Raw genomic sequence first — 11,911 nt, 5'->3', positions numbered from 1 at the left:
TGCGACAGGCTTTTGATTTATAGTATTCGTTGATTTTCTTAGAATCCGTAATTGATGCCGACTCCAAAAACTTCCCGTATCTGAAAAGCCGCGACGGCATTGTCATCATATATTGCCTGGAACAAAAGATTTGCAGATAGGTAATCATTAATATCCATTTGCAGGTCCATCAAATAATCTATATCTATGTTACCAGGCTTGTCCAGGTAGTTTTGATAGAAATTGACAGAATTGCTCATAATAACATTTTCCAGCAACTCGAAATTCGCAAGTATATTTAGAGAAGAACCAAACTCAAACCTCATAGATTTGCCTCTGTCCACTCCAAAATATTCCCCGTCCTGATAATCGGGGCCTGTGGTGAAACGGTCGTCTACAAAAATAAAACGTGAAGTTGCAGGTGCAAGATTTATGACGAAATTTTCATTTTTCTTATACATAATACCGGGCCCGGCCTGGAGATAAGCGGGAGAAAGGAAGTGCGTGGTTTCTGTTCTTATAGTTTCCCCATCAGCGTCTTCACTAAACCTGTAACCTTTGTCGAACTGCGTTCTGAAATTAAGGAAAAAGGAATAATAGAAGCCCGATTCTTCAATTTCCAATCCTGCAAGAGAGTTTATATCCAGCCTGTCACTGGATTTTCTGGGAAATTCGTCTGTTCTCACTTTGGTAAGACCGTAATTTCCAAGAATTTTGTTCCTCCATGTAAAACTGTCCTGCCGGTAGTTGATATTATAATCTACGGTAAGATTTCCGGCGATGCTGGAAGTTCCCCCGCCGGTCCATTCTGCATTAAAAGCAGACTGATTGAAAAGCAGCTGGACATTACCTTCTGTATCCCACCCATTGGGCGGGACAGAATCTTTTTGCATTTCTTGTTGTGCCTGTACCGTTACTGTAATTGTAAAACTTAAAGCTACAAGTAAAAATTTCAGCATTCTTATTTTTTTGATTTTTTGTAAAGAGGTACAGAGGAACAAGCTTCCCCATACAACAGGCTTTTTACTACAGGCTGCAACTTTTCTATAAGCAACAAGTAAGCGTTTTTAGGGACCGGTTTATGAGAACATCCCTTAACAATAACAGGTTTATCCACTAAAGCTGAAACATCCATATCCCGAATAATTTCTGTGTACAAAATTGTTTCCAGATCATCCAGGTTTCCGGAAACTGTTTTTTTTGCGTAAGGCTGAAGATAAGTAGCCAGCAACATATAAGCCCAGGCGGGAATTATAGCATCTGTGGTGCAGGTTAGCGCTACATAAGCATCTTTGTACCGGCTCCAGTCATGCTCCGCAGCTTTTTCTCTAAAGACACCTTCGCGAAGAACAAGGCCTTCCAGCAACCAGTCTTTTATATCGAAAAGTACCCGTTCTCCCGGTGGATAATAGTCTTCAAGATCAAAGGTTACCAGTTTACTGTTGGCTACTCTGTTTACTATTTCTGTAGACATATCTTTTTATATTTTCAGCGCTAAAAGTTTGCTTATAGAAGTCCCAGTTCCAGCTTTGCCTCTTCACTCATCAGGTCCTGTGTCCATGGTGGATCGAAAGTAATTTCCACCTCGGCATCTTTTACCATATCCAATGACTTTACCCTTTCTTCCACTTCCTGCGGCAGACTTTCGGCTACGGGACAGTTAGGAGTGGTAAGCGTCATAAGGATTTTCACCTCATAATCTGTACTCACCATCACATCGTAGATCAATCCAAGTTCGTATATATCTACGGGAATTTCGGGATCATAAATGGTCTTGAGGACCTTTACGATTTTTTCTCCCAATGCTTCAGTATCTATTTCCTGTTCCATCTTAATTTAATTGCGTTTGGTATGCCACGGCATACATTTTTAACTGTTTGATCATGCTCACCAATCCGTTTGCGCGGGTAGGCGAAAGATGCTCCTTTAATCCAATTTCATCTATAAACTGCGTATCGGCTTCAATAATATCTGAAGGATGTTGATTAGAGAATGCCCTGATAAGGATCGCAACGATCCCTTTTGTAATAATCGCATCACTATCTGCCGTAAAGGTAAGTTTATCACCTTTAAGTTCTGCATGGACCCACACTTTGCTCTGGCAGCCTTTAATAAGGTTTTCTTCAATCTTATATTTCTCATCGATTAGCGGCAGCGATTTTCCAAGTTCTATCATATATTCATAACGCTGCATCCAGTCGTCGAACATGGCAAACTCATCTACGATCTCCTCTTGTATTTCCTTTATATCTTTACTCACTTTTCATCTTTTTTTTAAGGCTTAAAAGCTCCTCATTATCTCCTGATAACAATGTTAGATCATTATCCTCAATCTTTACATTCCTGATTTCCGGAAGCACTTCGCCAAATTTATCTTCATATTCCATCAGTCCTTCACAATACATTTTAGTTCCCAGCGCCGGATTAAATTTAATCACGGAATCCTGAATTTTATAGGTCGCTACAAAATTATTACAGCCCAATTTTCCTGAAAGCCGTTGTTCTTTACCATTAAATTGAAGGTTAAATCCTTCGGAAGAAACATCCTGCCCTTCAATTTCCAGCAATTTATATTTGCTGTCAATGGCATTGAGAGCTGAGGGATCTTCTGAAATTTCTTTTTCTGAATTTCCGCAGGAAATCATTAAAAATGCGCTGATTATAATTACCACTTTTTTCATAGCTCTTCCTCTAAGAAAGCATTGCCTTCGCCTTTTCTACAGCTTCTATAAACTTATCTATTTCGGCTCTTGTATTATAAAATGAAAACGAAGCTCTGACCGTACCCGGAATTTTATAAAAATCCATAATAGGCTGAGCGCAATGATGGCCGGTACGTACTGCAATTCCCAATTTATCCACGATTGTTCCTATGTCGTAAGGATGAAGGCCTTCTATATTAAAAGAAACCACAGATGTTTTCTCTTTGGCAACTCCATAAATCCTCATCCCTTCAATCTCCAATAATTTTTTTGTTGCATATTCCAGCAAATCCTGTTCGTAGGCGGCGATAGCATCAAAACCTATGGCATTAAGATAATCCAGGGCTGCTCCAAAAGCGATTCCGCCGCAAATATTTGGCGTTCCCGCTTCAAATTTATGAGGAAGATCTGCATAAGTGGTTTTCTCAAAAGTTACTGTGGCAATCATTTCGCCACCTCCCTGGTATGGGGGTAATTTCTTTAGCCATTCTTCTTTTCCATAAAGAACCCCAACCCCGGTTGGCCCGCACATTTTGTGCGCAGAAACCACATAAAAATCGACATCCAGCGCCTGAACATCTGCTTTAATATGTGGTGCTGCCTGTGCCCCATCAATTAAAACCGCCGCTCCTGCCGAATGGGCTTTATCGATAACTTTTTTTATAGGATTAACCGTTCCCAGGGCATTGGATACATGGTTTAAAAAGACAATTTTCGTCCTTTCTGATAGTAATTCTTCAAAAGCAGTATAAACCAATTCCCCGTCTTCATTCATGGGGATCACCTTCAGTTTTGCACCTGTTTTCTCGCAAATCATTTGCCAGGGCACAATGTTAGAGTGATGCTCCAGTGCTGAAACCAGAATTTCATCTCCTTCTTTTAAAATCGCTCCGAAACCGCTTGCCACCAGGTTGATCCCGTGGGTTGCCCCGGAAGTAAAAATTATTTGGTGGGACTTTTCCGCATTAAAATGCTTCTGAATCTTCTTTCTGGCAGCCTCATATTTATCTGTAGCCTCCTGGGAAAGCGTATGTACGCCACGGTGAATATTGGCGTTATAATTTGAATAATAATCAACTATCGCGTCTATAACCTGCTGCGGCGTTTGGGAAGTGGCCGCATTGTCGAAGTAGACCAGGGGATAATTATTGACTTTCCTCTGAAGGATAGGAAAGTCCTTTCTGATCTTTTCTACATCAAAAACATTTTTTTCAGCAGCAATACTCATTCTGTCATTTTTAAAAATTCAGGATCTGCTTTAAGGATACTGCCAGAAAGCAGTAGTTCTACAGGTTAAAACCTAGTTCCACACCCAATTTTAAGGCGATAAGCTTATTGATCCTTTTCTTTATTTCCGGGATTTTTACGCTTTCCAACACATTATTTGCAAAAGCATACATTAATAACCCGCGTGCTTCTTTCTTTGGTATTCCCCTTGAACGTAGATAGAACAGTGCATCTTCGTCCAGTTGTCCTATTGTACAACCGTGACTGCACTTAACATCATCTGCAAAAATTTCAAGTTGTGGCTTGGAATTTATTGTCGCTTTGTCGTCAATAAGGATATTATTGTTAGACTGGTACGCATTTGTTCTCTGCGCTTCCTTTTCCACAACAACCTTTCCGTTAAAAACGCCAACAGATTGATCTGCAAAAATCCCTTTATAATCCTGGTGACTTTCGCAATTCGGCTCGATATGGTGTACCAGGGTATTGTGGTCCACATGCTGTTTCCCTTCAATAATCGTTACCCCTTTCATAGTAGAATCTATATGTTCCCCTCTCTGATAAAAATTGAGATTATTACGGGTTAACTTCCCTCCAAAAGAAAAAGTATGTACAGAGACATGGCTCTCAGATTTCTGCTCAACAAAAGTGTTATCTATTAAAGATGCCGAAGATTTATCATTCTGAATCTTGTAATAATCTACAATAGCCCTTTTATCCGCAAAAATTTCGGTAACGGAATTAGTCAGAACAGGATGATCGGTAAGGCTCTGATGGCGCTCGATTATCTGAACATGCGAATTCTCATCTACCACTACTAAATTACGGGGTTGCACCAGTAAAGCAGATTCATTTCCTGTTGAGAAATTTATAATCTGAATTGGCTTATCGGCCATCTTGTTCTTGTGGATATGAATATATGCCCCTTCTTTTGCAAATGCCGTATTCAGCGAATTTAAACCCGATTTTGGTGCAATTTTATTGAAGTAATTATCAATAACTGCTTTGTACTTGGGATTATTTAAAGCTGAAGACATTAAGCACACATCAATCTTATCGTGGGTAGTCTGGGAAAGATGTGAGGAAAATATACCATCTATAAAAACCAGATCATACGTATCTATATCATGGATAAGAAACTTCTTTATATCCCTGTACTCTATAGCTTCTTCCTTCTTCGGAAATACGCTATAGTCGTGCTTTAAAACAGAATTAAGGGAAGTATATTTCCAGTCTTCCTGCTTTCGGCTGGGAAAACCCATTGTTTCGAAGTCCTTAATTGCCTGGCTTCTTATTTGGTGAACATCATTATCACTTCCAAAGTCTTCTTCGAAAGCCAAAAACGATGATACTAATTTATCTTTTAATTCCATGTTTTTTATGTTTCAAGTATTAAGTTTAAAGCTCTAAGCCTGCGCTTCTAAACTTCAAACTCCTCAATTTTCAAATTGAAAAATCTTCAAATTTTCAAATCGTCTACACCGCTTTTTCCGGCGTTACCCAGTCGTAACCTTTTTCTTCCAATTCGAAAGCCAGTTCTTTACCACCGGTTTTCACGATTCTCCCATCTACAAGAACATGTACCACATCTGGCACGATGTAATTCAATAAACGCTGGTAGTGCGTGATTACCAGAACGGCATTATTCTCATTTCTAAGTTTATTTACACCATCTGCAACAATCTTTAAAGCATCGATATCCAAACCGGAATCTGTCTCGTCCAGGATCGATAACTTTGGATTCAACATAGCCATCTGAAAAATTTCATTACGCTTTTTTTCCCCTCCTGAAAAACCTTCATTTAAAGATCTTGACAGAAACTTCCTGTCGATTGCCAGCATTTCTGATTTTTCACGGATAAGCTTGAGCATTTCATTTCCCGGCATATCTTCCAGCCCCTGCGCTTTTCTATGTGCATTTATAGACGTACGCATAAAATTGGTTACTGAAACACCGGGAATTTCTGTAGGATATTGAAATGAAAGAAAGATACCCTTGTGCGCTCTTTCTTCAGGATCCAGCTCAGAAAGATCTTTATTTTCAAAAAGGATCTCCCCTTCTGTGACATCAAATTCTTCTTTTCCTGCGATAACCGAAGACAATGTACTTTTCCCGGAACCATTTGGTCCCATTATAGCGTGAACCTCCCCGGGATTAATTTCAAGATTAATTCCCTTCAGGATTTCTTTATCGTCAATACTTGCGTGTAAATTCTTTATTTTAAGCATAATTTTATGGTATGCATTCCGATAACCCGGAATTGATTTAAACTGTTCTTGTTCTAATTATTAGTTTCTGAAGTTTTGCCCTCCTGAAGAATTTCTAAAATCTCCCGAATTTCCACAACTTCCTTCCAGCCATCCTGCCGGCGGCCAGTTTCAATTTTTCCCTTAATTCTAACCTTAACCATATCAAAATCTTCCTTCTTATAAGGCTGTACCTCATCGGCTAAAACTTGTGCCATGGAATCAATTTTCACTCCGTACACAAAATCCCGTCCCCGAAAGACTCCGGCATCTGCAACATAAATAAATTCACCGGTAAGAGTGGGGATGCTATCCACCACTTTTTCGACTTCATATTCAGTCACGATTTCCTGCTCTTCTTCATCCTGGCAGCTTACCATTATTAGCAATATGGCAAAGAGACTCAGCAACTTCTTCATTATCCTTCTTTTCCTTCTTTTTCTAACTGCTGTTACTATCCTACTGATCCTTCAAGAGAGATTTCCAATAATTTCTGAGCTTCTACAGCGAACTCCATAGGAAGTTTATTAAGAACTTCCTTACTAAATCCATTCACAATTAAGGCAATGGCCTTTTCTGTATCTATTCCCCGCTGATTGCAATAGAATATCTGGTCTTCTCCAATTTTACTCGTGGTTGCTTCATGCTCCACCTGGGCAGATTTATTTTTTACCTCGATGTATGGAAAAGTATGTGCACCACATTTATTCCCCATCAACAATGAATCACATTGTGAAAAATTACGGGCATTGTGTGCGCGACCATTTATCTGAACCAGCCCTCTATAAGAGTTTTGGGAATGTCCTGCAGAAATACCTTTGGAGATGATTGTACTTTTTGTGTTCTTACCTAAATGAACCATTTTGGTTCCCGTATCGGCCTGCTGATAATTATTTGTTACAGCAATAGAATAAAATTCTCCAACAGAATTGTCACCTTTAAGAATACACGACGGATACTTCCATGTGACCGCAGATCCTGTTTCTACCTGTGTCCACGAAATTTTGGCATTTTTCTCACATAAACCACGTTTTGTAACGAAGTTATAGACCCCTCCTTTTCCTTCTTTGTTCCCGGGATACCAGTTTTGCACTGTACTGTACTTAATTTCGGCATCATCAAGAGCCACCAGTTCTACAACTGCAGCATGTAACTGATTTTCGTCCCGTGTCGGCGCCGTACAACCTTCAAGATAACTTACGTAGCTACCCGGTTCTGCAACCACCAGCGTACGTTCAAACTGTCCAGTTCCTGCCTGGTTTATCCTGAAATATGTTGAAAGCTCCATCGGGCAACGAACACCTTTTGGGATATAACAAAAAGAACCATCACTAAATACAGCAGAATTAAGCGCTGCATAATAATTATCTTTTTTGGGAACTACGCTGCCAATGTATTTTTTCACCAAATCTGAATGCTCCCTAATGGCTTCAGAAATTGAGCAGAAAATAATACCTTTTTCAGCAAGGGTTTTCTTAAAAGTAGTTGTCACAGACACCGAGTCCATTACAATATCTACCGCTACCCCGGCAAGTTTCTTTTGCTCATCAACAGAAATACCGAGCTTTTTAAAAGTATCCAGCAATTCTGGATCTACCTCATCAAGACTATCGTATTTCGGCTTCTTGTTGGGAGCTGAATAATAGGAAATATTCTGAAAATTCGGTTTTTCATAATGCACATTAGCCCATTCCGGCTCATCCATTTTCTCCCATTCGCGGTAAGCTTCAAGCCTCCACTCTGTCATCCATTCCGGCTCCTCTTTCTTTTTGGAAATCGCCCTTACAATATCCTCGTTTAAACCAACAGGAAAGGTATCAGATTCTATATCTGTATAAAATCCATACTCATACTCTTTGGTCTCGAGTTCTTTCTTTAAATCATCTTCAGTATATGCCATAATGTTGTTTTAATGTTGAAAGGTCAAAAAGTTATAAAGTTGTAGCAAGATATTTTATTAATCCACTTACCAACTTCGATATTTCATTAACCTTAGCATTCAATCTCTCAAACTCACCACTCTCCAAATAATCCAAATCTGAAGCTAAGTACAACTGAGAACGAAATTCCCCGGCTGAAGCTTTAGCTATGTACAGAAATCGAATAAATTCTTTTCTCGTTTCTCTTTCAAATCCTTCCGCGATATTTGAGGAAATTGAAATACTCGACCTTCTTATCTGTCCTCTCAAATCAAAATCCTTACTGAAAGGACCATTATTTGTAATTCTATAAATTTCAGAATTTAATTCCCGTGCCTTTTGCCATGCAATGATCTCCTCAAAAGAATTAAACCTGGCCATTAACTTTTTAAACTTTCTACTTATAAACTTTAAACTGTGTTCTACAGTGAAAAACTCTCTCCACAACCACAGGTGCGCTGGGCATTGGGATTATTAAAGACAAAGCCCTTCCCATTAAGTCCTCCGGAATATTCCAGGATTGTTCCCGCGAGATACAAAACACTGCGCTTATCCACTACTATTTTTACATTGTTATCTTCAAAAAGCTTATCATCTTCGGCCTGTGATTTGTCAAATTTTAATTCATAAGACAATCCTGAGCAACCACCACTCTTTACACCAACGCGCACAAAATCCTGAACGCTGTCATAACCCTCTTCGGTCATTAAAGCGGCGATCTTCGTTTTAGCGCCTTCGCTTACTTTTATCATAGCTAAACAGATTAGTTCTAAATTGGGTACAAATATACTACAAAACAAGCGGTTTACCATAGTGTGAGCATTTGTTTTAAGAATAGGTTAATAGGGCATTTCGATAAGACCCAATTACCTAAAAATAATGCTAAATAATTAGATTACAGTAGATTAAATATTCATTTCTTTTAACCTTCATTTTAAGAACATAAAAGTCAGTTTTTATCATAAAAGCCACTGTTTTTTACCTCAGAAACTCTACAGAAGAGGCTTCAGTTGAAATAATATTCGTTTATTTTGCACTCTAAAATTTGCATGTTATGTTTGAAAATAGTCAGGAAACAAAAACAAACCTTTCGGAATTAGGAGAATTTGGCCTAATAGAGCATCTTACAAAAAACTTTGCACCAAAGTTAACGTCTACAAAAAAGGCCATTGGTGATGACGCCGCTGTTCTGGATTTTGAAGACAATCAATGTATTGTAACCACAGATCTTTTGGTAGAGGGAGTACATTTTGACCTGGCTTATATGCCGCTGAAGCATTTGGGGTATAAAGCCGTTATGGTGAACGCATCAGACGTTTATGCCATGAACGGCAAGGCCACTCAAATTACTGTTTCGATTGCAGTTTCAAATCGCTTCCCTGTAGAAGCACTAGAGGAATTGTACTCCGGAATAGAATTGGCAGCAAACATCTATAATATCGATGTTGTTGGAGGAGATACCACATCCTCCACATCTGGCCTGGTGATTAGCATTACTGCTTTGGGAATTGCTAAAAGTGAAGATATTGTTTACAGAAATGGAGCTAAACCCAACGATTTACTTGTTGTCTCAGGAGATCTTGGAGCTGCATATATGGGGTTGCAGGTGCTGGAGCGAGAGAAACAGGTTTTTAAAGCCAATCCTAATGCACAGCCAGATCTTGACCAGTACACTTATCTCATTGAAAGGCAGCTAAAACCGGAAGCAAGAAAAGATATTCCGCCGTTGCTGAAAGAGCTCGACGTTAAACCGACTTCTATGATCGATATTAGTGACGGATTATCTTCAGAAGTAATCCATCTATGTAAAAATTCTAAAACTGGTGTGAATTTATTTGAAGAGAAAATTCCGCTGGATCCGGCAGTAATTTCTGTATGTGAAGAGTTCAATATTGATAGTACTACTATAGCTTTAAGCGGTGGGGAAGATTATGAATTGCTTTTCACCATTTCACAGGATAATTTTGATAAAATTAAAGCCAATCCAAATTTGACAATTATCGGCCATATGACCGAAGAGAATGAGGGCATGCATTTAATTACCCGCGCAAACACAAAAATTCCTTTGATCGCCCGGGGCTGGAATTCGATGGAAAAAGAAGAGGAGGAAGATTAGCTCTTAACGTATAATTTTTTGCCTTGGAAGAGTATTTGTGTAATATTCCGCTTCCCTTTCATAGAAGGATTCCGCAGCCTCATGCAATCCTCCCGTAAGAACAGCATGAAAATCGGTATAAAATAATCGGTTGTACAACCTGACGATCTTATTTTTTTCCGAAAGCCGCTTCATTGGTTTATTCAGGAAAGAATTAAAACCTGATAATTCTTCATATTGATAAGTATGCACCACCTCATGAGGCAAAGCTGCCAAACCTCTGTAATCACTTAATAAAATGATTGTATTTAGCCGTGCCTGTCCATAAATATTGCGATCTCTGTCTATTTCTGAAGACCTGAAAACAAAAGTTCCTGTTCTTAAACTATACTTTACATCCAGCCTGGAGTCCAGCGCAGCCGTGGCAGCAGCAAAAAGACTAAAAGGCATTATCCTGTAGCTGAATTTAAAATTATTCTTCGTGTCAATTTCAAACCTGTTAAACCCAAAATTTAAATGCCATCTCTCCCAGAAATCCCTGTTCGCTGCAGCATTTTCTATAATAGAACTGCCGGCAGAATTAACGATTTTGGATGGCCATACATATCCAAAGCTGCCGGTTTCAGCAAATTCCCTTACCAGCCGCTTACCTTCAAAAATAAGGTAGCCCCCAAGTGCACCCTGGCCAAGACCCTTTAAAAAAGTCTTTCCAAATTTATCTTCAGGCTTTTTATTAATCACCGCCCCTAAGCCACCAAGAATACTTCCAATCCCCACATTATACAACCCCGCCTGAAAGTCATTTTCCTGAGCTTTACAAGGCGTGGGCTGCAACATTTTCAGAAGAAAAAGTACAACAAAAAAGTATCGGTTTAAATTTGTCATTTATCGATAATTTCACAGGAATGCCCACAAGAGTACCAAATTTTTCCAAAAATATCTAAATAACACTATCTTGCCAAGATTTCCCTGTCGATATGAAAAAGAAAATTACCTGCTTCCTTATCTGCCTGTCCAGCTTTGTTTTAAGCTCCTGTAGCGGGGATAATTTATATGAATTTCAGGATCTTTCGCAGCATAGGGACTACATTATTGAGATTATGGTGAGGTTTAAAGATCCCGATGCTGATTTTTCTTTTACAACAGTAACTTATGAAACAAACGGCTATAATAAACTCCTGGATGAGAGCTGGTCCTTTAGCGGCTCGGCATCCTCTACCGCTTATTACCACCGGGCAGCAGTAAAAGAATATAAAAAAGCAGGAATTGATTTTTTTCCGGAAGAAAACATAGAAAGCGTAAAGATTCTGATCTATGATCTTTTAGATTATTATCCTATTGTAAAATACACCTCCTCGTCACCGGAGGCAATTTCTATATTTTACAATTTTGAAACCGAAGAGGAAATAATCAAGATGCTCTAAATACAAGAAGTCTGCCTCCGCAATTTCAAAGGCGGAGACCCGCTAAAAATCAAGAAACTTTTGCTAATACATTCCGGCGGTTCCTCCTTCTTTGGTGAATCTTTGCCAGATAATTATTTGTCTCCTTAAATTTTGGGGTAAGACGAGCTAAAAATCCGTTAGCCGTGTCCGTCATTTCCACTGCACATTTGGCACATTTGTACTCATGAACATGCTCTGTAACATTTTTAGACACTTTTAAGCTATGACCAAAAATGTTGCAATAAACCTTTGAAAATGAAAATAGCTTAGGGTTTCTATCCTTCATAAAGATTTGAT

At 39.0% G+C, this 11,911-nt stretch carries 16 protein-coding genes; 2 read left to right on the top strand and 14 right to left on the bottom strand.

Features of this window, described 5'->3' with window-relative positions; translation table 11 throughout:
• Positions 1–38: 38 nt before the first annotated feature.
• The 12 genes from RM545_RS03025 to RM545_RS02970 all read right to left on the bottom strand — a co-directional run bounded on the left by RM545_RS03025 (position 39) and on the right by RM545_RS02970 (position 8,826).
• Entirely contained in the window at positions 39–938 is a 900-nt protein-coding gene (locus RM545_RS03025; protein ID WP_311493839.1) for a DUF3078 domain-containing protein, read from the bottom strand.
• A gap of 2 nt (positions 939–940) precedes the next feature.
• Positions 941–1,453, bottom strand: coding sequence for a DUF2480 family protein (locus RM545_RS03020; protein ID WP_311493838.1), 513 nt, complete (start codon positions 1,451–1,453; stop codon positions 941–943).
• 32 nt (positions 1,454–1,485) lie between these two features.
• Positions 1,486–1,809 (bottom strand): iron-sulfur cluster assembly protein, encoded by a 324-nt coding sequence (locus RM545_RS03015; protein WP_311483550.1) that lies wholly within the window; start codon positions 1,807–1,809, stop codon positions 1,486–1,488.
• A 1-nt stretch (position 1,810) separates the two neighbouring features.
• Positions 1,811–2,239, bottom strand: coding sequence for a SufE family protein (locus RM545_RS03010; RefSeq protein WP_349254702.1), 429 nt, complete (start codon positions 2,237–2,239; stop codon positions 1,811–1,813).
• Positions 2,232–2,660: an META domain-containing protein gene (locus tag RM545_RS03005; protein ID WP_311493837.1), complete on the bottom strand. Its 429-nt coding sequence runs from the start codon at positions 2,658–2,660 to the stop codon at positions 2,232–2,234. Before RM545_RS03005 ends, RM545_RS03010 begins: the two co-directional genes overlap by 8 nt.
• A gap of 10 nt (positions 2,661–2,670) precedes the next feature.
• Positions 2,671–3,909 carry an aminotransferase class V-fold PLP-dependent enzyme gene (locus RM545_RS03000; protein ID WP_311493836.1) on the bottom strand — a complete coding sequence of 413 codons (1,239 nt, stop codon included), beginning with the start codon at positions 3,907–3,909 and terminating at the stop codon, positions 2,671–2,673.
• 58 nt (positions 3,910–3,967) lie between these two features.
• A complete protein-coding gene (gene sufD, locus RM545_RS02995) occupies positions 3,968–5,281 on the bottom strand; it encodes a Fe-S cluster assembly protein SufD (protein ID WP_311493835.1) in 1,314 nt (437 codons plus the stop codon).
• Positions 5,282–5,384: 103 nt separating this feature from the next.
• On the bottom strand, positions 5,385–6,137 hold the full coding sequence (gene sufC / locus RM545_RS02990) for a Fe-S cluster assembly ATPase SufC (protein WP_311493834.1): 753 nt from the start codon (positions 6,135–6,137) through the stop codon (positions 5,385–5,387).
• 53 nt (positions 6,138–6,190) lie between these two features.
• Positions 6,191–6,574: a hypothetical protein gene (locus RM545_RS02985; protein WP_311493833.1), complete on the bottom strand. Its 384-nt coding sequence runs from the start codon at positions 6,572–6,574 to the stop codon at positions 6,191–6,193.
• Between the two features lie 35 nt (positions 6,575–6,609).
• Positions 6,610–8,055, bottom strand: coding sequence for a Fe-S cluster assembly protein SufB (sufB, locus tag RM545_RS02980; RefSeq protein WP_311493832.1), 1,446 nt, complete (start codon positions 8,053–8,055; stop codon positions 6,610–6,612).
• Between the two features lie 31 nt (positions 8,056–8,086).
• On the bottom strand, positions 8,087–8,455 hold the full coding sequence (locus tag RM545_RS02975) for a four helix bundle protein (RefSeq protein WP_311493831.1): 369 nt from the start codon (positions 8,453–8,455) through the stop codon (positions 8,087–8,089).
• Between the two features lie 41 nt (positions 8,456–8,496).
• Positions 8,497–8,826 (bottom strand): HesB/IscA family protein, encoded by a 330-nt coding sequence (locus tag RM545_RS02970; RefSeq protein ID WP_311483542.1) that lies wholly within the window; start codon positions 8,824–8,826, stop codon positions 8,497–8,499.
• A 302-nt stretch (positions 8,827–9,128) separates the two neighbouring features.
• On the opposite strand from RM545_RS02970, the gene thiL reads away from it, so the two are divergent.
• Positions 9,129–10,190: a thiamine-phosphate kinase gene (thiL, locus tag RM545_RS02965; RefSeq protein ID WP_311493830.1), complete on the top strand. Its 1,062-nt coding sequence runs from the start codon at positions 9,129–9,131 to the stop codon at positions 10,188–10,190.
• A 3-nt stretch (positions 10,191–10,193) separates the two neighbouring features.
• On the opposite strand, the gene RM545_RS02960 is transcribed toward thiL, so the two are convergent.
• Positions 10,194–11,054, bottom strand: a complete 861-nt coding sequence (locus tag RM545_RS02960; protein WP_311493829.1) for a hypothetical protein — start codon at positions 11,052–11,054, stop codon at positions 10,194–10,196.
• Between the two features lie 92 nt (positions 11,055–11,146).
• Here RM545_RS02960 and RM545_RS02955 point away from each other — a divergent pair, with 92 nt between their 5' ends.
• Positions 11,147–11,593: a hypothetical protein gene (locus RM545_RS02955; protein WP_311493828.1), complete on the top strand. Its 447-nt coding sequence runs from the start codon at positions 11,147–11,149 to the stop codon at positions 11,591–11,593.
• 49 nt (positions 11,594–11,642) lie between these two features.
• On the opposite strand, the gene RM545_RS17690 is transcribed toward RM545_RS02955, so the two are convergent.
• The gene (locus RM545_RS17690; RefSeq protein WP_489752645.1) at positions 11,643–11,900 is read right to left on the bottom strand and encodes a DUF1660 family phage protein; all 258 of its coding nucleotides are present in this window, start codon (positions 11,898–11,900) and stop codon (positions 11,643–11,645) included.
• Positions 11,901–11,911: the final 11 nt, after the last annotated feature.

The sequence above is a fragment of the Autumnicola lenta genome, from assembly GCF_031846515.1.
GTDB classification, from domain to species: Bacteria; Bacteroidota; Bacteroidia; order Flavobacteriales; family Flavobacteriaceae; genus Autumnicola; species Autumnicola lenta.
This window is presented reverse-complemented; position numbering and strand designations above follow the sequence as displayed.

Bases quoted from the DNA above. Each gene is read 5' to 3' on its own strand.
- RM545_RS03005 (WP_311493837.1), bottom strand. From the start codon at position 2,660: ATGAAAAAAGTGGTAATTATAATCAGCGCATTTTTAATGATTTCCTGC.
- RM545_RS02985 (WP_311493833.1), bottom strand. From the start codon at position 6,574: ATGAAGAAGTTGCTGAGTCTCTTTGCCATATTGCTAATAATGGTAAGC.
- RM545_RS03025 (WP_311493839.1), bottom strand. From the start codon at position 938: ATGCTGAAATTTTTACTTGTAGCTTTAAGTTTTACAATTACAGTAACG.
- RM545_RS02975 (WP_311493831.1), bottom strand. From the start codon at position 8,455: ATGGCCAGGTTTAATTCTTTTGAGGAGATCATTGCATGGCAAAAGGCA.
- RM545_RS03000 (WP_311493836.1), bottom strand. From the start codon at position 3,909: ATGAGTATTGCTGCTGAAAAAAATGTTTTTGATGTAGAAAAGATCAGA.
- RM545_RS02955 (WP_311493828.1), top strand. From the start codon at position 11,147: ATGAAAAAGAAAATTACCTGCTTCCTTATCTGCCTGTCCAGCTTTGTT.
- sufB (WP_311493832.1), bottom strand. From the start codon at position 8,055: ATGGCATATACTGAAGATGATTTAAAGAAAGAACTCGAGACCAAAGAG.
- RM545_RS03015 (WP_311483550.1), bottom strand. From the start codon at position 1,809: ATGGAACAGGAAATAGATACTGAAGCATTGGGAGAAAAAATCGTAAAG.
- RM545_RS02970 (WP_311483542.1), bottom strand. From the start codon at position 8,826: ATGATAAAAGTAAGCGAAGGCGCTAAAACGAAGATCGCCGCTTTAATG.
- RM545_RS03020 (WP_311493838.1), bottom strand. From the start codon at position 1,453: ATGTCTACAGAAATAGTAAACAGAGTAGCCAACAGTAAACTGGTAACC.
- thiL (WP_311493830.1), top strand. From the start codon at position 9,129: ATGTTTGAAAATAGTCAGGAAACAAAAACAAACCTTTCGGAATTAGGA.
- sufC (WP_311493834.1), bottom strand. From the start codon at position 6,137: ATGCTTAAAATAAAGAATTTACACGCAAGTATTGACGATAAAGAAATC.
- RM545_RS17690 (WP_489752645.1), bottom strand. From the start codon at position 11,900: ATGAAGGATAGAAACCCTAAGCTATTTTCATTTTCAAAGGTTTATTGC.
- sufD (WP_311493835.1), bottom strand. From the start codon at position 5,281: ATGGAATTAAAAGATAAATTAGTATCATCGTTTTTGGCTTTCGAAGAA.
- RM545_RS02960 (WP_311493829.1), bottom strand. From the start codon at position 11,054: ATGACAAATTTAAACCGATACTTTTTTGTTGTACTTTTTCTTCTGAAA.